This is a genomic window from Salinarimonas chemoclinalis (genome assembly GCF_041514305.1).
In the GTDB taxonomy this organism is placed as follows: Bacteria; Pseudomonadota; Alphaproteobacteria; order Rhizobiales; family Beijerinckiaceae; genus Salinarimonas; species Salinarimonas chemoclinalis.
In genome coordinates this window covers 280421-302744 of the sequence record NZ_JBGMWH010000003.1, presented here as the reverse complement: position 1 = coordinate 302744, position 22324 = coordinate 280421, and the positions used below count along the sequence as shown (strand labels likewise).

At 72.7% G+C, this 22324-nt stretch carries 18 protein-coding genes; 6 read left to right on the top strand and 12 right to left on the bottom strand.

Annotation, left to right across the window (positions count from 1 at the left end; translation table 11 throughout):
- Positions 1-19: 19 nt before the first annotated feature.
- Positions 20-1612, bottom strand: a complete 1593-nt coding sequence (gene purH, locus AB9M23_RS08650) for a bifunctional phosphoribosylaminoimidazolecarboxamide formyltransferase/IMP cyclohydrolase (protein WP_372424120.1) — start codon at positions 1610-1612, stop codon at positions 20-22.
- A gap of 72 nt (positions 1613-1684) precedes the next feature.
- Positions 1685-2854: a hypothetical protein gene (locus tag AB9M23_RS08645; RefSeq protein WP_372424119.1), complete on the bottom strand. Its 1170-nt coding sequence runs from the start codon at positions 2852-2854 to the stop codon at positions 1685-1687.
- Positions 2855-3070: 216 nt separating this feature from the next.
- Between AB9M23_RS08645 and AB9M23_RS08640 the strand changes: the two genes are divergently transcribed.
- Positions 3071-3304 (top strand): hypothetical protein, encoded by a 234-nt coding sequence (locus AB9M23_RS08640; protein ID WP_372424118.1) that lies wholly within the window; start codon positions 3071-3073, stop codon positions 3302-3304.
- On the opposite strand, the gene AB9M23_RS08635 is transcribed toward AB9M23_RS08640, so the two are convergent.
- On the bottom strand, positions 3301-3885 hold the full coding sequence (locus AB9M23_RS08635) for a TrmH family RNA methyltransferase (RefSeq protein WP_372424117.1): 585 nt from the start codon (positions 3883-3885) through the stop codon (positions 3301-3303). The genes AB9M23_RS08640 and AB9M23_RS08635 overlap by 4 nt on opposite strands.
- Positions 3886-3991: 106 nt before the next feature.
- On the opposite strand from AB9M23_RS08635, the gene AB9M23_RS08630 reads away from it, so the two are divergent.
- Positions 3992-4903: a pentapeptide repeat-containing protein gene (locus tag AB9M23_RS08630; protein ID WP_372424116.1), complete on the top strand. Its 912-nt coding sequence runs from the start codon at positions 3992-3994 to the stop codon at positions 4901-4903.
- Positions 4904-4913: 10 nt separating this feature from the next.
- Positions 4914-7166, top strand: a complete 2253-nt coding sequence (locus AB9M23_RS08625) for a hypothetical protein (RefSeq protein ID WP_372424115.1) — start codon at positions 4914-4916, stop codon at positions 7164-7166.
- Positions 7167-7172: 6 nt separating this feature from the next.
- On the opposite strand, the gene acuI is transcribed toward AB9M23_RS08625, so the two are convergent.
- The 5 genes from acuI to AB9M23_RS08600 form a co-directional block, all read right to left on the bottom strand.
- Positions 7173-8150 (bottom strand): acrylyl-CoA reductase (NADPH), encoded by a 978-nt coding sequence (gene acuI, locus AB9M23_RS08620; RefSeq protein WP_372424114.1) that lies wholly within the window; start codon positions 8148-8150, stop codon positions 7173-7175.
- A 114-nt stretch (positions 8151-8264) separates the two neighbouring features.
- Positions 8265-9176, bottom strand: a complete 912-nt coding sequence (locus AB9M23_RS08615) for a GGDEF domain-containing response regulator (RefSeq protein ID WP_372424113.1) — start codon at positions 9174-9176, stop codon at positions 8265-8267.
- Positions 9177-9294: 118 nt separating this feature from the next.
- The gene (locus AB9M23_RS08610; RefSeq protein ID WP_372424112.1) at positions 9295-10020 is read right to left on the bottom strand and encodes a nucleotidyltransferase family protein; all 726 of its coding nucleotides are present in this window, start codon (positions 10018-10020) and stop codon (positions 9295-9297) included.
- Positions 10021-10058: 38 nt separating this feature from the next.
- A complete protein-coding gene (gene tsaE, locus AB9M23_RS08605) occupies positions 10059-11645 on the bottom strand; it encodes a tRNA (adenosine(37)-N6)-threonylcarbamoyltransferase complex ATPase subunit type 1 TsaE (protein WP_372424111.1) in 1587 nt (528 codons plus the stop codon).
- 28 nt (positions 11646-11673) lie between these two features.
- Entirely contained in the window at positions 11674-14187 is a 2514-nt protein-coding gene (locus AB9M23_RS08600) for a sensor histidine kinase (protein ID WP_372424110.1), read from the bottom strand.
- A gap of 239 nt (positions 14188-14426) precedes the next feature.
- Between AB9M23_RS08600 and hemW the strand changes: the two genes are divergently transcribed.
- Complete coding sequence (gene hemW / locus AB9M23_RS08595) at positions 14427-15590, top strand: radical SAM family heme chaperone HemW (protein ID WP_372424109.1); 1164 nt, start codon at positions 14427-14429, stop codon at positions 15588-15590.
- Positions 15591-15613: 23 nt separating this feature from the next.
- Here the strand turns inward: hemW and AB9M23_RS08590 are convergent, their stop codons facing one another.
- The 4 genes from AB9M23_RS08590 to AB9M23_RS08575 form a co-directional block, all read right to left on the bottom strand.
- The gene (locus AB9M23_RS08590; RefSeq protein ID WP_372424108.1) at positions 15614-16498 is read right to left on the bottom strand and encodes a ParB/RepB/Spo0J family partition protein; all 885 of its coding nucleotides are present in this window, start codon (positions 16496-16498) and stop codon (positions 15614-15616) included.
- A gap of 23 nt (positions 16499-16521) precedes the next feature.
- Positions 16522-17457, bottom strand: a complete 936-nt coding sequence (locus AB9M23_RS08585) for a ParA family protein (protein WP_372424107.1) — start codon at positions 17455-17457, stop codon at positions 16522-16524.
- Positions 17454-18116 (bottom strand): 16S rRNA (guanine(527)-N(7))-methyltransferase RsmG, encoded by a 663-nt coding sequence (gene rsmG, locus AB9M23_RS08580; RefSeq protein ID WP_372424106.1) that lies wholly within the window; start codon positions 18114-18116, stop codon positions 17454-17456. The genes AB9M23_RS08585 and rsmG overlap by 4 nt, the downstream gene beginning before the upstream one ends.
- A 67-nt stretch (positions 18117-18183) precedes the next feature.
- Positions 18184-18900 (bottom strand): YggS family pyridoxal phosphate-dependent enzyme, encoded by a 717-nt coding sequence (locus tag AB9M23_RS08575; RefSeq protein WP_372424221.1) that lies wholly within the window; start codon positions 18898-18900, stop codon positions 18184-18186.
- 195 nt (positions 18901-19095) lie between these two features.
- Here AB9M23_RS08575 and leuS point away from each other — a divergent pair, with 195 nt between their 5' ends.
- The gene (leuS, locus tag AB9M23_RS08570) at positions 19096-21729 is read left to right on the top strand and encodes a leucine--tRNA ligase (protein ID WP_372424105.1); all 2634 of its coding nucleotides are present in this window, start codon (positions 19096-19098) and stop codon (positions 21727-21729) included.
- The gene (lptE, locus tag AB9M23_RS08565; RefSeq protein WP_372424104.1) at positions 21716-22324 is read left to right on the top strand and encodes an LPS assembly lipoprotein LptE; all 609 of its coding nucleotides are present in this window, start codon (positions 21716-21718) and stop codon (positions 22322-22324) included. Before leuS ends, lptE begins: the two co-directional genes overlap by 14 nt.

Sequence of the window (22324 nt, the reverse complement as noted above, 5' to 3'; positions counted from 1 at the left end):
GCGCCGTCCTCTCGCGGGATCAATGCCGGAAGTGCCGGTGCCCCGTGAAGACCATGGCGAGCCCCGCCTCGTCGGCGGCGGCGATCACCTCGGCGTCGCGCATCGAGCCGCCGGGCTGGATCACGGCGGTGGCGCCGGCCTCGGCCGCGGCGAGGAGGCCGTCGGCGAAGGGGAAGAAGGCGTCGGACGCCACGACGGATCCCTTCGCCAGACTCTCGGGGATGCCGAGCGCCCGCGCCGCCTCGCCCGCCTTCCACGCGGCGATGCGCGACGAGTCCACCCGGCTCATCTGCCCCGCGCCGATGCCGACGGTGGCGCCGTCGCGGGCGTAGACGATGGCGTTCGACTTGACGTGCTTGGCCACGCGGAAGGCGAAGGCGAGATCCGCCATCTCCCGCGCCGTCGGCTGGCGCTTGCTCACCACGGTCAGCGTCATGTCGGAGACGACCGCGCTGTCGCGCTCCTGCACCAGCAGCCCGCCGGCGACGGTGCGCACCGAGAGGCCGCTCGCCCGCGGATCGGGCAGCGCGCCGGCGAGCAGCAGGCGCAGGTTCTTCTTGGCCGCGACGACGCCAAGCGCCTCCTCGGTGGCGTCCGGCGCGATGATCACCTCGGTGAAGACCTCGACGATCCTCGCCGCCGCCTCGGCGTCGAGCGTGCGGTTGACGGCGACGATGCCGCCGAAGGCGGAGACCGGGTCGCAGGCGAGCGCCCTCGCATAGGCGTCCGCCAGCGTCGCGCCGGTGGCGACGCCGCAGGGGTTGGCGTGCTTGACGATCACGACCGCCGCGCTCTCGCCCGGGTCGAGTTCCGCCACGCATTCGTAGGCGGCGTCGGTGTCGGCGATGTTGTTGTAGGAGAGCGCCTTGCCCTGCACCTGGCGGGCGGTGGCGACGCCGGGGCGGGCCTCGCCGGTGCGGTAGAAGGCGGCCGTCTGGTGCGGGTTCTCGCCGTAGCGCATGGCCTCGGCGAGACGCCCGCCCACCGCGCGGAAGGTCGGCGCCTCGACGGCGAGCGCGTCCGCGAGCCAGTTCGAGATCGCCGCGTCGTAGGCGGCGGTGCGGGCGTAGGCCTTCTGGGCGAGGCGCTTGCGCAGGGCGAGCGTGGTGGCGCCCTCGTGCGCCTCTAGCTCGGCGAGCAGGGTCTCGTAGTCCGCCGGGTCGACCACGACGGCGACGCTCTCGTGGTTCTTGGCCGCCGCGCGGATCATCGCCGGGCCGCCGATGTCGATGTTCTCGACGCAGGCCTCGTAGTCCCCGCCCGCGGCGAGCGTCGCCTCGAACGGGTAGAGGTCGACCACGAGGAGGTCGATCTCGGCGATGCCGTGGGCGAGCATCGCCGCCTGGTGCTGCGGGTCCGCCCGCCGGGCGAGCAGGCCCCCGTGCACCTTGGGGTGGAGCGTCTTGACCCGCCCGTCCATCATCTCGGGGAAGCCGGTGAGATCCGACACCTCCGTGACCGCGAGCCCCGCCTCGACGAGCGCGCGATGCGTCCCCCCCGTGGACACGAGCGCCACCCCGCGCGCGGCGAGCGCCCGGGCGAAGTCGACGATTCCGGCCTTGTCGGAGACGGAGAGGAGCGCGCGGGTGACGCGCTCGGGACGGGTGGGCATGGTGGCGAGTCCCGCGGGGTAGGAGGGTTCCGCGGGCGGTTAGCATGGTTCGGGGGCGGGGGGGAAGCGGGGTCAGGGCTGGCCGACGCCCGCGACCATCGGCTCGCGGGGCTCGCGGCGGTCGCTGGCGATGACGGTCTCCAGGTCCTGGCGCACGGCCTCGTAGAACGGCGTGCCAGCCTGGACCTCCACGCAGGGCGCCTCGCTGTTGAAGCGCAGCTGGTGGAAGTAGGGCGTGAGCAGCATGCGCTTCTCGGAGAGCGTCAGGCGGTAGTTCAGCGTGGAGTTCTCGAGCGCGACGACCTCGACCGTGCCCTTGCGCGGCGCGTCGGCGTAGGCGTTCGCGCGGGAGATGTCCTCGGCGATGGTCCGCCAGCTGTCCAGCGACTGCGCGCATTGCGCCCGGACCTGCTTGACCTCGGCTTCGTGACGCTTGCGTGAAGTGTCCGCGATCATCGCGGGGATGGCGGGGTTCTCCGGGTGCAGCAGCACCGCGCGGACGTTCACGCCCTTGACGAGCGTGAGGTACGCGACGAGGTCCGGGAAGCAAAGCGTCTGGCCGTCGCTGGTATCGTATTCGAAGTTGTAGCTCGTGAAGTGCTGGAGCGTCATGCCGGACAGGGTGAGGGAGTCCTGCGCTTCCGTGAAGAAATCCGTATACAGCTCGACCTCGGCTCCGGGGCGCTTCTTCACGGCGAGGTCCTTGAACCGCTCGTAGAAACGGAACTGACGGTGATTGCGCGCGAGAGGGTCGTATCGACCGAAGGCCGTCGACTGATGCGACTCCGTTTGCATGACGTTGCGGACGAACCCGGCGACAGTCTCGACGAGGCTCGGATCGGCGGGTGACGGCTCCTCCTTCCTCGGATCATATGCGAACTCGATCATCCGGTAGCCCTGAACGTCGAAATGGGTCTTCTCCTTGCTCCATCGCAGGATGATGACCTTTCGCCCTGCCGCTTTCGCGAGAGCAAGCTCGTAATAGACGTTCGGCCTGTCGTATGCGAGCACCGCAAAAACTACACGATCGTTCAGAATAGAAGCGATCACGCTCTCCATGATCGGACCAGTCAGCTGATCCTCGTCGGACCTGATCGCCTCCAACCCGAGCGCTCCGCCAGTGGCGATCTGGCAGGCGGGTCCAATGATTTGTGCCCGGACCCAATCTGCGAGACGCCGTTGAGGCGAGTTGGGCTTTCCGATGGGGCTGATGATGAAGGCGCGCTGCTGCATCGCGGTCATGCACCCGATCCTCGACAAGGACGCGGGCAATGCGCCCGCTGGACACCAGGTACGCCACACGCGTTAACCATAATCACAGATCTTTTCTTCGCGCAACCTCGTATGAGTTGACCTGTCTTGATCAACCTTTTGGGACGCGCGGATGTGAACCAAGCATTAACCGTTTCGCCCCAGCATGGCTTCGGCGGAGCAGACGACCGCCCCGGCGGAGACACCATGGCTCAGATCATCGCCTTCCCCACCGATCGCGCCCGGCAGCGAGGACGTCCATCGGGCGACGTCGATCCGGCCCGCTCGCGAGAAGCCGACGTACGCGAACTCGTCCTGATGCCGCGGCTCAACCTCCCTCGACTGTGTGCGATCTTCGACCTCGATATCGACAAGTTCGACCCGGACTACGCCGAACGCGCACCGGCCGAGCAACGCGAAGGCGGCACCCCCGCCGCCTAGCCCCCTCGCGCCACCACCCCCGCGCAATACGCCGCGTAGCACGTGATCCCCACCGACATCGCCACGTTCAGGTTCGGCCGGCCGTCATTGGCGGGCGGCGCCGTGCGGCCGGGATCGATCGGGTTGGCCGTCGGCGGCTTGGGCGTGAACACGTCCGGCATCGGGATCGTCAGCGCGGCGTCCGCCGCCGCCGCGTAGGCGGGGTCGAGGCCGTCGTATTCCGAGCCGAAGGCGATCACGTCGCCCGGGCGGAACGCGAAGGCCGGCAGCTCCACGGCATCGGGCGCGATCGTCGTCGCGACGAGCCGCCCCGCGCCGATCCAGGCGCGCGCGGCGTCGAGCCCGGCGAGCCGCGCGAAGCCGCGGCGCTCCAGCGCGCCGCAGGAGAAGTCGCGGATCGTCTGGAGGCGCGCCGGGTCGTCGAGCACGTCGTCGGCGCCGGTGAGCGCCACCTCCGCCTCGTAGGTCTCGGCGACACGCAGGATCATGCCGGTGTTGATCGGCGAGCGCACGCCCACGAGCAGGATGCGGATGCCCGTCACCCCGTTGCGCCCGCCCCAGCTCCCGCTCGTCCCGGCCATCGCGATCCCTCGCTCGTCGTTCGAATCCGCATTCGGATCTCTTACCATCTTCTTAACGGCACGTAGTTGCGCTATCATCCCGGGCATTCACCCGGGACGCCGCATCATGCCCCTCTCTCGCTCCCCCCGCACCGCCCTCCTGCGCCTCGCCCCCTGGCTCGAGCCGCATCTCGACGCCGTCGAGAGCGCCTGCGCCACCCCCGCCGGCGCACCGCCCGCCGCCGCCGCGGCCGCGCGGGACGCCGCCGCGCGGGAGCGGTTGGCGGCGGGGATCGGCCGCTGGAACGCGTGGGCGATGGAGATGCTCCAGCTCGCCCCCGCCTTCGCCGAGAGCCCGCGGGCCACGCGGCTCTTCGCCTTCGCGGCGGCGGTGGACCTCGGCGGCGTGGCCGATCTCTCGATCGACCTCGGCGGCGCCGTGGTGCCGGGCGCGCTGCGGCTCGCCGGCGCGCGGCTGCCGATGGGCATCTGGGCGTCCGCCGCGCAGTTCCACGGGCCTGTCGACGCGACGGGCGCCGTGTTCGGGCGCGAGGCGACCTTCGAGCGCGCGGTGTTCTCCGCCCCCGCGACCTTCGCCGACGCCGCCTTCTCCCGCTCGGCGGAGTTCCGGGACGTCTCCTTCCGCGCCGGCGTCTCCTTCGCCGCCGCGCGTTTCGCCAAGGACGCCTGGTTCCGCGGCGGGTCCTTCGCGGGCCCGGTCGACTTCTCGGGGGCCTCCTTCGCCGGCGAGGCCGGGCTCGGCAACGTCACCTACGCCGACGGGGCGGACTTCTCCGACGTCGACTTCGCCGACAACGCGGGCTTCGACTCCGCCCGCTTCGGCGGGCCGGCGCGGTTCGACCGCGCCCGCTTCGGCCGCAACGCCTGGTTCGAGGGCGCGGCCTTCGCCGACGAGGCGAGCTTCGACCGCGCCCGCTTCCAGGGGCGCGTCGTCTTCAAGGACGTCGAAACCCCGCCCAAGCGCACCGAGGTCGCGGCCATGCTGGCCGAGATCGAGGCGCGGCTCGGCGGGCGCTGAGCCGGGGATCGTGCGCACCGACCTCCCGCCCGGCCATGGGGCCGAGCGCGCCGCGCGGCTGTGGAGCGAGGCGCAGCCGCTCCTCGTCGGCGTGACGGGCCAGCGCTACTTCGACAGGACGTCGGCCTCGGTGAACGCCGCCCGCGCGGCGACCGTGGAAGCGCGCCTCGCCACCGTCTTCGCTCGGCTCGACGGCGACTTTCCGGACACGCCGAAGCTCCTCCTCACCGGCGCGGCCATGGGCGCGGACCTGATCGCCGCGCGGGCCGCGCGCAACCGTGGCCCGCTGTGGCGCGTCGCCGCGATCCTGCCCTTCGCGCCGGATCTCTTCCGCGAGGATTTCTCGCCGCCCAAGGACCTGCCCGCGATGGAGCACGCGGCCTTCGTCGCCTGGTGCGAGGGGCAGCGGCAGGACTTCGAGGCGCTGCTGCGCACGCCCGAGCCCGAGGTGCTGGTGCGCGTCCTGCCACCGCTCGAGGGTACGGGTCCGCTCTCCCGCGAGGCGAGCGGCTACGATCGGGACGGACGGCATGCGCATTACGAGCAGATGGGCCAATGGATCGCGGAGGCGGCGACGCTCCTCGTCGCGGTGACCGAGCCGGGCGCCGTCTCGGATGCGATGACACGCCGGGCGAAGGAGGTCGCCGGCGCGCCCGCGGAGGACGGCGCGCGGACGGACGGCAGCACGACGCGGGTCGTCGCCACCCGCCGCCACGGGCTCCCCGACGCCGCCGGGCGCGCGGTCGCGCGGCGCAGCACCGTGCTGAGGCGGGATTGGTCGCCGGTCCTGCCGCCGCCGAGCCGGTCCGTCTGGCTCGTCGACCCGACGGAGGATTGGCGGCCCGAGCGGCGTCGCTTCTGGGCCGCGCGGACCTATCCGGTGTCGGCGCTCCGGCCGATCGAGCCGCCCCCGCCCGGCGATCACGAGAAGCCGCCGCCGCCGATGGTCGAGGCGGGGCATCCGTCGCTGCGCCTGGCCCGCGCCTTCGACCGGTACGGCCGCGAGGTCGCGAGCCGAGCGATGCCGATGCGCGCGGACGCAAGCGCGATCGCCGCGCTCGAGCGGGCGCGCAGCGCGCTGAGCGGCGCCTCCCGCGGTGCCAAGAAGCCGTCCGAGCGCGCCTTCTGGGGGCTCGCGCTCCTCTTCGTCGGCGCCGTCGCGGTCTACGAGACCTTCGCGAAGTTCCGGCCGAGCGATCCATCCGTCCTGATCGGATACCTGGTGCTCCTCCTCGCCATCGGCGCCGTCGCCCTCCTCGCCGGGCGGCGGCGCTGGCAGCCCCGCGCGGAGGACTATCGAGCGGTGGCGGAGATGCTGCGCGTCCAGAACGCGTGGTGGAGCGCGGGCTCGTCCAAGCGCGTCGACCGCGAGCATCTCCAGGGCGTCGACCGCGATCTCGCCCGCATCCGCGACGGGGTCACCGGCATCCTGACCTGGATCTGGTTGCGACGCACGACCGCCGAGTCGATGCGGACGCCGCCCGCCGCTGCGGAATGGAGCCGGGTGCGTGCCGGCGGCGGGACGCCGCGCGCGAAGCTCGGGACGTGGGAGAAGCCTCCGAAGGACTGGATCGGCAGCCAGCTCTGGTATTTCGAGCGCAACGCGGAGAATCGCGAGACGCACGCCGCGCGGGCAGAGCGCCAAAGCTGGTTCCTCGTCGTGACGTCGGGCGTGCTGGCGGCACTGCTCCTCGTCTGGATCGGCGTCCCCTGGGTCAAGAAGCCGTTCGAAGCGTCGGGCATCCTCCTCGGCTGGTGGGGCCTCGTCGGGGGCATCGCGATCACCGTCGCGGTCGCGGCGCTGCGCGACGCGCTCTCACCCCGCTTCCGGGGCTTCCGGTCCGTCCTCGTCTCCCTCGCGTTCGCCCTGCCCACGGCTGCCGCGCTGGGCCTCGCCGCCGCCGGCCTCGGGCACGCCATCGTCGAGGCGGGCGTCGCCGACATGTCCGGCTCCACCGCGACCAAGTACGCCGCCATCGTCCTCGTCGTCCTGCTCAACGCCGTCGCCGGTGCCTGGCGCTATCTCGCCGAGAAGCTCGGATGGGAGGCGGAGGCGCTCGCCTATCGCGACGCCTACCGCGCCTTCCACCGAGCCGAGGAGGCGCTCGCGGCGATCTGGGACGAGACCTCCCAGCGCCCGCGCGCCGACCGCGAGGACGAGGCGCGCGCCATCGTGCACGAGCTCGGCCGGATCGCGCTCCTCGAAAACGAAGCCTGGCTGAAGACGCGCCGCGAGCGCCCGCTCACCCCGGTCGCCGGCTGAGCCGCCTCACGCGACCTCCACCACGATCCGCCCGCGCACCCGCCCGGCGAGGATCTCGTCGGCCGTACCGATCACGTCCGCGAGCGGGATCGTCGTCGTCATGGCGTCCAGCGCGGCAGGGTCGACGTCGCGGGCGAGGCGGTCCCAGGCGGCGCGGCGCAGGGGGATGGGGGCGGGGACGGAGTTGACGCCGAGCAGCGCCACGCCGCGCAGGATGAAGGGCGCGACCGACGTCGGCAGGTCCATGCCGCCGGCATTGCCGCAGGCGGCGATGGCGCCGTCGGGCTGAGTCATCGCCAGCGCGTTGGCGAGCATCGCCCCGCCGACGGTGTCGACGCCCGCGGCCCAGCGGGCCTTGGCGAGCGGCTTCACAGGGCCCGTCAGCTCCGCGCGGGGCAGGATCTCGGCGGCGCCGAGCCCCTCGAGGTAGGCCGCCTCCTCCGGCCGGCCGGTCGCGGCGATCACGCGCCAGCCGGCCTTGGCGAGGAGCGCCACCGCCACGGAGCCGACGCCGCCGGCGGCGCCCGTCACCAGCGCCGGGCCGGCGTCGGGCGTCAGGCCGTGGCGCTCGAGCGCGAGCACGCACAAGGCCGCGGTGAGGCCGGCGGTGCCGAGCGCCATGGCGCGCGCGGCGTCCATGCCCGCGGGCAGCGGCACGAGCCAGCCGCCGGGCACGCGGACCATCTCGGCGTAGCACCCCAGATGCGTCTCGCCGACGCCCCAGCCGGTGAGGATCGCCGCGTCGCCGGGCTTCCAGTCGGGATGCGTCGAGGTCTCGACCACCCCCGCCGCGTCGATGCCGGCGATCATCGGAAAGCGCCGCACGACCGGCATCCGCCCGGTGAGGGCGAGCCCGTCCTTGTAGTTCACGGTGGAATGGGAGACGCGCAGGGTGACGTCCCCCTCCATCAGCTCGCTCTCGGGGAAGTCCCTCAGGGCGGCGGTCGTGCCGGTCTCGGCCTTTTCGACGACGATGGCGCGCATGATGGTCCTCCCCGGAGCGTGAGCCTTCTCTCGGGGAGGGAGTTCACACCGGGGAGGGGCGAGGGGCAAGGGGGGAGGCGGCGAGCGATCGAGTTCGGTCGCCCCCCTGATCCCTCACCCCACCCGCGACACGTACACGTCCGAGAACGCCGTCATCACGCGGTCGCGGCCGTTGGCCTTGGCGTCGAACAGGGCGAGGTCGGCGCGCTTCATCAGGCCCTCGACGGTTTCGCCGTCGGACCATTCGCCGACGCCGAGGCTGGCGGTGAACTTCACCGGGCCGGAGCGACCGCGCACGCGGATCTCGGAGATCTTGCCGCGCAGGGTGTTGGCAACGTCGGAGGCCTCCATGCCACGCATGCCGGGGAGCGCCAGCGCGTATTCCTCGCCGCCGACGCGGCCGGCGAAGCCCTTGTGGTCGCGGGCCACTGCGCCCAGCACCTCGCCGGCGGCGCGGATGGCGGCGTCGCCGACCGCGTGGCCGTGGCCGTCGTTGATCTTCTTGAAATGGTCGAGGTCGATGCCGACGAGCGCGAGCCGCCCCTGCGGCCCGTGCCGACGCGCGGCCTCGCCGAGGCGGTGGATGAAGGCGCCGCGGTTGAGCAGGCCCGTGAGCGAATCCGTCTCGGCCAGCCGGATCAGCTCGCGCTGGAGCGCGGTGAGGCGCTGGGCGGCGCGCAGGCGCGCGTTCAGCTCCTCCGCCACCGGCGGCTTGGAGAGGAAGTCGTCCGCCCCAGAGTCGAGCGCTTCGGAGAGGTTGCGCGCGTTGTCGGTCGACGACATCGCGATGATGTAGAGGGGCCGGCGGTCCTCGGCCAGGAGCCGTGCCGACCAGCACAGCTCGAACCCGCCGATCGGGCGCGTCTCCAGGCTGGTGATCAGCGCGTCCACGCTCGGCGTGTCGGTGACGAAGGCGAGCGCCTCGCGGCTGTCGGTGAAGGTCTCGACCTGGTGACCCTTGGGAGCGAGCAGACCCGCCACCATCTTCAGGACGACCCGGCTCGAGTCCACGACCACGATGTGCATGTGCGGCCCCAATTCCCCACGGGAAGACATGCCCAGGGATAGAGGGGACGGCTTAAGAAGGCGCTAAGGCGATCCGCGATGCCGGCCGGGCGCGTGCGGGTGAACCGTCTCGGAGGGCTCAGCCCGCCGTCGCCAGCCGCTCCTCGGCCTCCGCGAGCGCACGCGGATCGCCGACGTGCAGCCAGGTGCCGTCGAGCCGCAGGCCCCGGAGGCGCCCGGCGCGTTCGGCGCGGTCGAACAGGAGGTTGAGCGAGAACGGCCCGTCGGGCGTGTCCTCGAACAGGGCCGGCGTGAGGATCGCGACGCCCGCGTAGGCGAAGGGCGCCACCGCGCGCTCCCGACGACGGGCGAGGCGACCCTCGCCGTCCATCTCGAAGTCGCCCGGGCCGTCGAAGCCGATCGATCCCGCGGTGGCCGCGAGCAGGAGGGCGATGTCCATGCGCTGCGGATCGTAGAGGTCGATCAGCCGGGCGATGTTGCTGCGCGGACCCTCGAGCCAGGCGGAATCGGTGTTGTGGACCAGGAACGGCCCCGGGCCGAGCCGCGGCAACGCCGCCTTGATGCCGCCGCCGGTGTCGAGGAGCCGCTCCCGCTCGTCCGCGACGACGAGCGCCGGCGGCGGGGTGCGCCTGGCGCAATGCGCCTCGATCAGGTCGGCGAGGTAGTGCACGTTCACGACCGCGGTCTCGACCCCCGCCCCGGCGAGGCGCTCGAGCGCGTGGTCGATCAGCGGCTTGCCGCCCAGCCGCACCAGCGGCTTGGGTGTCGTCGTGGTGAGCGGGCGCATGCGCCGGCCGTAGCCGGCGGAGAGGACCATGGCCGTGGTGGGGCGGGGCGTCGTCATGGGGGCGTCGTCATGGGGGCATCGTCATGGGGGCATCGTCACGAGGGGGTTGCGGAGCCGGGCTCCGCCGCGAGGCGCGGAGCGTGCGCCTCGTACCACGCCCTGAGGCGGGCGAGATCGGGATGGGCGAGGTTGCGGACGAGCACCGCCTCGAGCCGCGGCAGGTGGGCGAGGTAGCCTGGCTTGCGGTCGCGCCGGTCGAGGCGGGTGAAGATGCCCAGGCACTTCGTCGCACGCTGCGCGCCCAGGATGGCATAGTCGCGCGCGAAGGCGGCGACGTCGAAGCCGGGCTCGCGGGCGCGCCGCTCCCGGGCGTAGAGCGAGAGCAGCTTGAGTTCCAGCTCGGGCGCCACGTCGACCCGCGCGTCCTGCGCCAGCGAGACGAGGTCGTAGGCGGGGTTGCCCAGCACCGCGTCCTGGAAGTCGATCAGCCCGACGCGGGCGATGCCCTGCCGCCCGGGCAACCAGATCAGGTTCGGCGAATGGTAGTCGCGCAGGCACCAGGTCGCCGGCGCCTCGTCCAGGAGGGCGAAGACCTCCCGCCAGGCGGCGAGGAACTCGGCGCGCGCCGCCGCCGTCAGCTCGTGGCCGACGCGGAAGCGCAGGTACCAGTCGACGAACAGCTCGACCTCGATCGCGAGCGCCGCCTCGTCGTAGGGCGGGACCACGTGCTCGATCTCGTCGGCCACGGGGAGCACGTGCGGAAGCGTCGTCGTGTGGATCTCGACGAGGAGCCGCGCGGCCTCGGCGTAGCGCTCGGGGATCGCGCCGCCGGCGTCCACGACCGGCTCGTCGCCGAGGTCCTCCAGCAGGAGCAGCCCCTCGTCGAGCGCCTCGCCGAGGATACGCGGGGCGGAGAGGCCGAGCGAGCGCAGGCCGCGGTCGATCGCGACGAAGGCGTGGACGCTCTCGGCCAGGCGGGCGATGGCGCTGTAGGGCTTGCCCTGACGGATCGGAGGGCCGTCCGGGCGGCGCGGGGCGATCATCAGGACCGCCGTCTCGCCCGTATCGCGGGTCAGCCGCTCGTAGGCGCGGGTCGAGGCGTCGCCCGTCATCGGGGCGCGGCGTGCGCCGGACCAGCCGGCCCGGGCGAGCAGGCCCTTGAGCGCCCGCGCGCGCACCAGCCGCTCGCCGAAGGCGCCGACGCCGACCAGGATCGCGACGCGCGCGTCGCCGCCGTCGTGCGCCACGATCTCGAGCGTGATGTCGAGGCGCGACGGCGAGAGCGCCGCGGCGGCCCGGTCCGGCCACTCGACGAGCGCGATGGCGCTCTCCGTCGCCTCGTCCCAGCCGAGCTCGACGAGCTCGTCGGAGGAGGAGAGGCGGTAGAAGTCGGCGTGGACCACGGGCGCCTTGCGCGTTTCGTAGGTCTGCATCAGCGTGAAGGTGGGGCTCGGCACCTCGAGCGCAGGGTCGCCGGCGAGCGCGCGGACGACGGCGCGCGCGAGCGTCGTCTTGCCCGCGCCGAGCCCGCCCGACAGCGTGACCACGTCGCCCGGCTTCAGCTCGTCGGCGATGAAGCGCGCCATGTCGCGGGTGGCCCGTTCGTCGTCGAGCAGCACCTCCCAGACCGGCAGGCGCGGGTCGGGACCCGGGGGCAGGCCCATGAGGCCTCTCTCTGGCATCGATTCCTCGCTGTCGGGGCGCCCGGCGCTACTCGGCCGCGAGGCGCTGCGGCCCGTCGGCCGGGAAGACGCAGGTCACCGTCGTTCCCGATCCCGGGTTCGACGTCAAGGACACGCGCCCGCCGTGCAGCTCCACGAAGGCGCGCACGATGGACAGGCCGAGCCCGACGCCGCGGTGGCGGGTGCCGAGCGTATGGCTCTCGAATCTGTCGAAAACGCGCTCGACCACGTCGGGCGGGATGCCCCGACCCTGGTCGGCGACCTCGAACACCACCTCGCCGCCGCTCTTGCGGGCGGAGAGGCGCACCGTCTGCCCCGTCGAGGAGAACCCGACGGCGTTCGAGAGCAGGTTGAACAGCACCTGGCGCACGCGCTTGGCATCGGCGACGAAGCCGCCGATGCCGTCGGGGGCGTCGATGACGAGGGAGAGCTTGTTCTCGGCGATGCGGTCGTCGATCCCGCGCACGGCGGCGTCGATCGTCTCGCGGATGTCGACCTCCTCCGGATCGAGCTCGAGCGAGCCCGTGTCGATCGAGGCGAGGTCGAGGATGTCGTTGATGATGGCGAGCAGCGCGCCCGAGGAGCGCATGATCAGCCCGGCGTATTCGCGCTGGCGGTCGTTGAGCCCGCCGACGGTCTCGTCGCCGAGCAGCTGCGCGAAGCCGATGATCGTGGTGAGCGGCGAGCGCAGCTCGTAGGAGACGTGGTGGACGAAGTCCTCGCGCAGCCGCGCCGCCACCTCCAGCGCCTCGTTCTTCTCGATCAGCGCCCGCTCGACGTTCACGCTCGCGGTGACGTCGACGAAGGCGATCAGCGTCGCGCCGTCGGGCAGCGGCTGGACCGCGCAGTCGAGATGCAGGCCGTCGCGGCGCGCCAGCCGCAATCCGAGCTCGGTGCGCCCTTCCGCGTCCCCGGCGACCGCGGCGCGGATCGCGGCCCAGGCCTCCTCGTCGGGGGCGAGCCCGCGGCAGGCGGAGACCACGCTCTCGAGATGCGGCTCCTCGCCGGGGGCCTGCTCCGGCAGCCGCCAGAGCGCACGGAAGGCGCGGTTGGCGAGCTTGAGCCGCCCGTCCGAGCCGAACACGGCGACGCCCTCCTCCAGCGCGTCGAGCGTCTCGCCCTGGACGCGCATGAGGGAATTGTAGCGGCTCTCCAGGGAGAGATGCTCGGAGACGTCGTCGAACAGCCAGGTCAGGCCGCCCTGCGGGTTGGGGTTGGCGACGACGTGGAGCGTACGCCCGTCCGGCAGGTGCCACCAGATCTCCTGCGGCTCGATGGCGCGGTAGGCGGCGAGCACGTCGGCCTTCCAGCGCCGCCAGTCGGCCTGCTCGGGCAGGCGCCGCTCGGCGCGCAGGCGATCGAGGATCTCGCCCTCCGACGGCCCGCTCTCCAGGAAGCCGCGATCGAGGCCCCAGAGGCGGCGGTAGGCCGAATTGTGGAAGACGAGGCGCTGGCTCGAATCGAAGATCGCCACCGCGTTCGGCAGATGGTCGAGGGTGCGCACGTGCGCCTGCATCTGGCGCTGGAGGTCGGCGCGGACCTCCTCGAGATCGGTGACGTCCACCGCGATCCCGACGAAGCCGCCGGGCGAGGGCGTCTCGGCGACGTCGAGGGTGCGCCGGGCGCCTGCGACGATCGCGGTGGTGCGCGCGGCGAAGGGCGCGCGCGCGCCGCGGGCGGTCGCGGCGTCCTCGCGGGCGCCGCGGTCGAGGAGCTCGAGACCCCGGGCGCGGGCGTCCTCGAGGGATTGCGCCTCCACTGCCGCGAGCCAGGCGGGGTTCGCCCAGGCGATGTGACCCTCGCCGTCGCGCAGCCAGACCGGCTGGCTCATGCCTTCGAGCAGCGCGCGCAGGTTCTTCAGGTCGTCGCCCTGGCGCACCAGCGTCTCGCGGGCCTGGAGCAGCTCCAGCCGATCGCCGGTGACGTCGCGCAGGCGCAGGATGGCGCGCCCGCCGAGAGCGCGCCCCTGCGCCTCGACGAACCGATCGCGCTGGGCGCGCAGGGTCAGGCGAAAGGACTCGCCGCGCTCGCGCAGCCGCGTCAGCGCTCCGTCGAGCGCCCCTGCGTCGGCGGGGGCGAGCCAGGCACCGAAGGCCAGGAGGCGCTTGCCCGCCGCCGCGGGACCGAGCGCGTTCGGGTCGCCCTCGATGCGCGGCTCGGCGTCCCGGCCGTCCCAGGAGACGACGAGCTGGCTCTCCGCACCGATGACGGTCTCCGCCCGGTCGGCGGCGGCGCGCAGCTCGGCGAGTTCGGCGCGGAGCCCCGCCTCGCGCTCCGACCAGCGCCGCTGCTCGATGCGGTAGACGAAGGCGGTGGTGAGCGCGAAGACGAGGGAGCCCGCCACGAAGGCGAAGCTGATCGCGTTCTGCGGGTCGAGCCGGGCGAGCAGCGCGTCGGGCGCCAGTGCCCGGGCCGGACCCGCGACGAGGGCCCCCGCGGCGAGCGCGCTCGCGCCCGTCAGCGCCGCGCGCAGCCGCCCGAGCGGGAGCCCGCCGTCCCGCCTCGCCGTCCCCTCACCGGACCGCCCGTTCCGTTCGCCCATCACCCGCCCGAGGCTCCCCATCGTCGCGACGCCCGCAGGGGCCGAGGATCCGGCGGCCAGCGGCGACGGCGACGCGATTCGCGTGCAGTGTACCCGTCCGGCGACTCCGCCAGGAAGAGGGTTAATGTCCGTTTAAGCGCGGGTGTCACCCTCCGGACTCGGGTCCCGGCGCCCGGCGGGCACGCGGCGCCGATCGCCCTGTTGCCAAACCGCCCGCGGACGGTCACATCTGCGGGGTCATGACCGCTCACCCCACGACGAGCGCCGGATTCGGCGTGTACGTGCACTGGCCCTTCTGCGCCTCGAAGTGCCCGTACTGCGACTTCAACAGCCACGTGCGGCGCGAGCCGCCGGACGAGGCGCGCTTCCTCGCGGCCTTCGCCGCCGAGATCGCGCATCAGGGCGCGCTCGCGCCCGGCCGCACGGTGGGCAGCGTCTTCTTCGGCGGGGGCACGCCCTCGCTGATGCGGCCGGGCACCGTCGGCGCGATCCTCGACGCCATCGCGAAGGCCTGGAGCGTCGCGCCCGACGTCGAGGTGACGCTCGAGGCGAACCCGACGAGCGTCGACGCCACCCGCTTCGCCGGCTATCGAGCGGCGGGCGTGGGCCGCGTGTCGCTCGGCGTGCAGGCGCTGAACGACCCCGACCTGCGCGCGCTCGGGCGCCTGCACACGGCGCGCGAGGCGCTCGACGCGGTGGGTGTCGCGCAGACGCACTTCCCGCGCTCGTCCTTCGACCTGATCTACGCCCGCCCCGCCCAGACGCCCGCCGCCTGGGCGGCGGAGCTGCGCGGGGCGATCGACCGCGCGGCCGAGCACCTGTCGCTCTACCAGCTGACGATCGAGCCCGACACCTGGTTCGAGAAGCTCCACCGCGCCGGCAAGCTCGTCGTGCCCACGGCCGACGAGGCGCGCGCCCTGTGGGACGTCACGCAGGAGGTCTGCGAGGCCGCGGGGCTGCCCGCCTACGAGATCTCGAACCACGCCCGCCCGGGCGCGCAGTCGCGCCACAACCTCGTCTACTGGCGCTATGGCGAGTATGCCGGCGTCGGCCCCGGCGCGCACGCGCGGCTCGTGACCAACGAGGGCCGCATCGCACTCGCCACCGAGCGCCATCCAGAGACCTGGCTCGCGCTGGTGGAGCGCGACGGCAACGCCACGGTGTCGCGCGAGGTGCTCTCGGAGGAGGCGCAGGGCGACGAGTTCCTGCTGATGGGCCTGCGGCTCGCGGAGGGCGTCGACCCGGCCACCTACGAGGCGCTCGCCGGCCGCACCCTCGACCCGCGGCGCATTTCCGCCCTCGTCGGCGACGGTCTCATCGAGACCCGCGCCGGCGGCCGTCTCGCCGTCACCCAGGCGGGCTTCCCCGTCCTCGACGCGGTCGTCGCCGACCTGGCCGCCTGAGCGACCCGCGCCCGCCCGCGGGCTCACCCGCCGCGCAGCTTCCGGCAGAGCATGTCGAGCTGCTCCAGGCTCGCGTAGCGGATACGCACCTCGCCGTTGGGCGCGCCGGGCTTGGCGGCGATCGCCACCTCGAGGCCCAGCGTCTCGGCGAGCGCCTGCTCGAGAGCGCGGGTATCGGCGTCCTTCTCCGCGCGGGGGCGTCCGCCCCGCGAACCGGGCGCGGCCTCCTCGTCGCGGGCGAGGCGCTCGACGTCGCGCACGTTGAGGCCCTGCTCGACGATGCGCTCGGCGGCGCCCTCCGGGTCCTTGACGGCGAGGAGCGCGCGCGCGTGCCCGGCGCTGATGGCGCCGGCCGCGAGCTTGTCCTGCACGCTCTTCGGCAGCTTGAGGAGCCGCAGCGTGTTGGCCACGTGCGAGCGGCTCTTGCCGATGACCTGGCCGAGATCGGCCTGGGAATAGCCGAACTCGGCGATCAGCGTCTCGTAGCCCGCGGCCTCCTCCAGCGCGTTGAGGTCCGTGCGCTGGACGTTCTCGACGATGGCGTATTCGAGCGAGAGCCGGTCGTCCGCCTCGACGACGACGATCGGCACCTCGTGCAGGCCCGCCCGCTGGCCGGCGCGCCAGCGCCGCTCGCCGGCGATGATCTCGTAGGCGTCCTCGAGCCCGCGGAGCGAGCGCACCACGATCGGCTGGATGATTCCGCGCTCGCGGATCGACTGGGCGAGATCCTCGAGGTCGCTCTCCGCGAAGGCCTTGCGCGGGTTGCGCGGGTTGGGCCGCAGGAACTCGATCGGCACGCGGCGCTGGCCGCGGCCGCGCTCGACCACGCCCTCGTCGTCGTCCCCCATGTCGCCGATGAGCGCGGCGAGGCCCCGACCGAGCCGCAGGCGCTGTCCCTCTTCCGCCATGGTCTTTTCCCCGGGTCCGTGTCTCAGGCCGCCTTGAGCGTGCGCTCGCGCTGGATGATCTCGGAGGCGAGCCGCAGGTAGGCCTGGCTGCCCGAGCACTTGAGGTCGTAGAGGAGGACGGGCTTGCCGTAGGACGGCGCCTCCGAGACCCGCACGTTGCGCGGGATCATCGTCTCGTAGACCTTGCCGCCCATGAAGGAGCGGACGTCCGCGACGACCTGGTTCGAGAGATTGTTGCGCGGGTCGAACATGGTCAGCACCACGCCCTGGATGGTCAGGCGCGGGTTGAGGTTGTCGCGCACCTGCTCGACCGTCTTGAGCAGCTGGCTCAGGCCCTCGAGAGCGAAGAACTCGCATTGCAGCGGCACGAGCACCGAATCGGAGGCGGCCAGCGCGTTGATCGTGAGCAGGTTGAGCGAGGGCGGGCAGTCGATCAGGACGTAGGTGAAGGGCTCCGCACGCAGGGCGTCGCCGAGCGCGAGCCCGTCGACGGCGAGCTTGAGGCGATGGGCGCGGTTGCGCGCCGAGGCGATCTCGAGCTCGACACCGAGCAGGTCGAGGGTCGAGGGCGCGAGATGCAGGCGCGGCACGGCGGTCTCGCGGATGGCCGAGCGCAGTTCCGCCTCGCCGGTGAGGACGTGGTAGGTCGAGACGCGGCGCTGCTTGCGCTCGATGCCGAGCCCGGTCGAGGCGTTGCCCTGCGGGTCGAGATCGATGACGAGCACCTTCTCGCCGATCGCCGCCAGCGCCGTGCCGAGATTGATCGCCGTCGTCGTCTTGCCGACGCCACCCTTCTGGTTGGCCAGCGCGAGGACGCGGGGACGGGCGTGCGGTCGGCGTGCCTCGCGCTGCGGGGCGGGATCGGCGCGATCCGCCGCGTCGGCGCGCGCGCCATCTCGCTCGGCCTCTCGGGGGGGCGCGATGGCCACGTCGTCGTCCACGAAGGTATCGCTGGTCATGGTCGGTCGGTCCTGGACGCGTCGTCCCGGGGGAGCCAGCGGATCCGCAGGACGCGCGCGCGCGAATCGGTCCGGCTCGGGATCTCTTCGACGGCGACTGTCCGGGATTTCGCGAGGGTGGTCAATTCGCTCTCGACGCCGGCGCCCTTGGGAAACAGGCCGACGGCGCCGGTTTTCAACAGCTCCTCGCTCCACCCGACGAGCGTGTCGAGGGGCGCCAGAGCCCGGGCGGAGACGACCTCGGCCTCGCCTGCGAAGCCGGGAACGACGCTCTCCAGGCGCGCGTCGTGCACCCGCGCCGGCGCGTTCGTCAGCCGGGCGACGTGGCGCAGGAAGGCGCACTTGCGGGCGTTCGCCTCGACGAGATCCATGCGGAAGCCGGGCCGGTCCGCCAGCGCGATGGCGACGACGAGGCCTGGGAAGCCCGCGCCGGAGCCGAGATCGACCCAGCGCCCGGCCTCCGGCGGGGCGAGGTCGACGAGTTGCAGGGAGTCCGCGACGTGGCGGGTCCAGACCTCGTCGAGCGTGCGCGGCCCGACGAGGTTCTTCACCGGCTGCCAGCGGCGCAGCTCGGCGACGAGGATCTCGAGGCGCGCGCGCGTTTCACGTGAAACGCCGTATGGGGCGAGGGCTGCGTCGGGCGAATCGGCGGTGGGCATCGATGATATGTGAGCCGCGGCGAGCGCTGCGTAAAGCCCGCCGCGACGGTGCCCGCCTCCGCGCGCCTCAACCGCGGGCGCCGAAGATCGCGCTGCCGACGCGGACCATGGTGGCGCCCATCTGGATCGCGGCGCCGAAATCCGCGCTCATGCCCATGGACAGCTCCGAGAGGCCGTTGCGCGTCGCGATCTCGGCGAGGAGGGCGAAGTGGGGAGAGGGCGGGTCCTCGGCGGGAGGAATGCACATCAGCCCCTCGATCGCGAGACCGTGAGCCTCGCGGCAGGCGGCGACGAAGGCGTCGGCGTCGCCGGGGGCGACGCCGCCCTTCTGCGGCTCCTCGCCGGTGTTCACCTGGACATAGAGCCGCGGGACGCGTGCGCCCGCCTCGCGGGCGCGGGCGATCTCCTTGGCCAGCGCCTGGGCGAGCGAGGGGCGGTCCAGCGTCTGGATGGCGTCGAACAGGGCTACCGCGTCGCGGGCCTTGTTGGACTGGAGGGGGCCGATGAGATGCACCTCGGCGTCGGGAAACGCCTCTCGCAGGCCCGGCCACTTGCCCTTGGCCTCCTGCACGTAGTTCTCGCCGAACACGCGATGGCCGGCGGCGAGCACCGGCGCGATGCTGTCGGCGTCGTAGGTCTTCGACACGGCGACGAGCGTCACCGAGGCGGGATCGCGGCCGGAGTCGCGCGCGGCGCGGGCGATCGCCGCCTCCACCTGCCGCAGCCGCTCGACGCTCGCCGCGCCGGCCCGCGCCCGCGCAGCCGCGAAGGCCTCCGCATCCATGCCGGTCGCATCCATCCTCTCGGCATCCATGCCCGTCCGCTCCCTTCGGCCCGCCCGAACCCGTTGACCGGCGCGCCCTTTCGTGCCCAATTGCCCCCGCGTCGCGGGCTCGCGTCGGCGGCGCGTGATGGCGCGCGCCCTCTCGAAGCGCCATCCTGCCACATCTCCCACAGGACACGCCAGATCGACCCCGCGATGAAGGCCGAGCGCTACAATCCCAAGGACTCAGAGCCCCGGTGGCAGGCGGAATGGGCGAGAGCCGAGACGTTCCGCACCCGCAACGACGATCCCCGGCCGCGCTACTACGTGCTCGAGATGTTCCCGTACCCGTCCGGGCGCATCCACATGGGCCACGTGCGCAACTACGCCATGGGCGACGTCGTGGCGCGCTACAAGCGCGCCCGTGGCTTCAACGTCCTCCACCCGATGGGGTGGGACGCGTTCGGCATGCCCGCCGAGAACGCGGCGATGGAGAACAAGGTCCACCCCAAGGAGTGGACCTACAGGAACATCGCCACGATGCGCGGGCAGCTCCAGTCCATGGGCCTGTCGCTCGACTGGTCGCGCGAGATCGCGACCTGCGATCCGTCCTACTACAAGCACCAGCAGGCCATGTTCCTCGACTTCCTCGAGGCCGGCCTCGTCGACCGCAAGACGGCGAAGGTGAACTGGGATCCGGTCGACCAGACCGTGCTCGCCAACGAGCAGGTGATCGACGGCCGCGGCTGGCGCTCCGGCGCGCTCGTCGAGCAGCGCGAGCTGACGCAGTGGTTCCTGAAGATCACCGACTATTCGGAGGAGCTGCTCCAGGCGCTCGACGGGCTCGAGCGCTGGCCCGACAAGGTCCGGCTGATGCAGCGCAACTGGATCGGCCGCTCGGAAGGCCTGATGGTGCGCTTCGCGCTCGACCAGGCCACCGCACCCGAAGGCGTCCCGAGTCACGCGACGGATCTCGAGATCTTCACGACGCGGCCCGACACGCTGTTCGGCGCGAAGTTCATGGCGCTGGCGCCCGACCATCCGCTCGCCAAGGCCGCCGCCGCGCGGGATCCGAAGCTCGCCGCCTTCGCAGAGGAGTGCCGGCGCGTGGGCACGTCGGCGGAGGCGATCGAGACCGCCGAGAAGCTGGGCTACGACACCGGCATGCGCGCGGTGCACCCGTTCGACCCGTCCTGGACGCTTCCCGTCTACGTCGCGAACTTCATCCTGATGGAGTACGGCACCGGCGCGATCTTCGGCTGCCCGGGCCACGACCAGCGCGACCTCGACTTCGCCCGCAAGTACGACCTCGGCGCCACCGCCGTCGTCTGCCCGCCGGACGCGGACCCCGCGACCTTCTCGATCGGCGACGACGCCTATGTCGGCGAGGGGCGGCTGATCAATTCGCGCTTCCTCGACGGTCTGTCCATCGAAGAGGCGAAGGAGGCGGTGGCCGCGCGGCTCGAGCAGGAAACGCTCGGCGGGCGACCCGTGGCGACGCGCAAGGTGAACTTCCGCCTGCGCGACTGGGGCATCTCGCGCCAGCGCTACTGGGGCTGCCCGATCCCGGTGATCCATTGCGACGCCTGCGGCGTCGTGCCGGCGCCCCGCGAGAGCCTGCCCGTCGAGCTGCCGGAGGACATCGGCTTCGACAAGCCCGGCAACCCGCTCGACCGGCACCCGACCTGGCGCGACGTGCCCTGCCCGCGCTGCGGCGGCGCGGCGCGGCGCGAGACGGACACGATGGACACGTTCGTCGATTCGTCCTGGTACTTCGCCCGCTTCACCGATCCGCATCTGGCGGACCGGCCGACGGATCCGAAGGAGGCCGACGGCTGGCTTCCCGTGGACCAGTACATCGGCGGCATCGAACACGCGATTCTGCACCTGCTCTACTCGCGCTTCTTCACGCGGGCCATGCGCACGTGCGGCCACCTGAACCTGGACGAGCCGTTCCGCGGCCTGTTCACCCAGGGCATGGTGGTGCACGAGACCTACAAGGACTCCGGCGGGCGCTGGGTCATGCCCGTCGACGTGCGCATCGAGACGGTCGAGGGCGAGCGCCGCGCGTTCCACGTGAAAACCGGCGAGCCCGTCGCGATCGGCTCCATCGAGAAGATGTCGAAGTCGAAGAAGAACGTCATCGACCCCGAGCACATCCTAGACAGCTTCGGGGCGGACGCCGCGCGCTGGTTCGTCCTCTCCGATTCGCCGCCCGAGCGCGACGTGATCTGGACGGAGGAGGGGGCGCAGGGCGCCTATCGCTTCGTCCAGCGCGTCTGGCGGCTCGTCAACGAGACGCCGCTGGGCGACCCCGCGGCGGCCCGACCCGAGACGCTCGGCGACGACGCGCTCGCCGTGCGCAAGGCGACGCACCGCACGCTCGCCGCCGTCGAGGAGGCGATCGAGGGCCTGCGCTTCAACGTCGCCGTGGCGAAGATCTACGAGCTGGCGAACGCCATTTCCGGCGCAGCGCCGAAGGATGGCTCGACTCCGGCGCCTGATCTCGGCTCTTCCCTGCGCGAGGCGCTGGGCACCCTCGTCCAGCTCGTCGCGCCGATGATGCCGCACCTCGCGGAGGAGTGCTGGCGCGTGCTCGGCCGCGACGGCCTCGTCGCGGACGCCGCCTGGCCCGCGATCGAGCGGGACCTGCTCGTCGAGGACACCATCGTCCTGCCCGTTCAGGTCAACGGCAAGAAGCGCGCGGACATCGCGGTCGCGCGCGACGCCGGCACGCAGGCCATCGAGGCCGCCGCGCTGGCGCACGAGAACGTGCAGCGGGCGATCGAAGGCCGTCCCGTTCGCAAGATCATCGTCGTCCCGCAGAGGATCGTGAATGTCGTCGCCTGAGGATCGCGCCGTCGCCGCGCCAACCCGCCGCGCCGTGCTCGGCGGGCTCGCCTGCCTCGTCGCCCTGCCGCTCGCCGGCTGCCTGAGGCCGCTCTACGGCACCACGGGCGCGAGCGGAACCGGCACCGTCGCGGATCTGCTGCGGCAGGTCTCCGTCGAGCCGGTGAAGGTGGATGCGGGCGAGGAAGTGCTCGCACACTACCTGCGCCAGGAGCTCGTCTTCGCGCTGGACGGAACCGGCCGGTCGACCTCGGAGGGGCCGCGGACCTACGTCCTCGCCGTCGAGGCGGGAGCCTCGGTCTCGCTCCCGATCGTGGACGCCGTCACGCTGCGAGCGAGCGTCGCGAGCCTCGCCGGGCGCGCGAGCTACACGCTCTCCACCGCGGACGGGAGCACCGTGGTCGACAGCGCCAGGGTGAACGCCATCGTCACCTACGAGCGTACCGCGCAGCGCTTCGCAGCGGTCCGCGCGGGCCGCGAGGCACGCATCCGCCTCGCCAAGCGCCTGGCCGACGAGATCCGCACACGACTCTCGATCACCCTGGGCGCACCGCCCGCGCCCGCCGTCGCCGCGGCCACCGGCCCGACCGGCTGA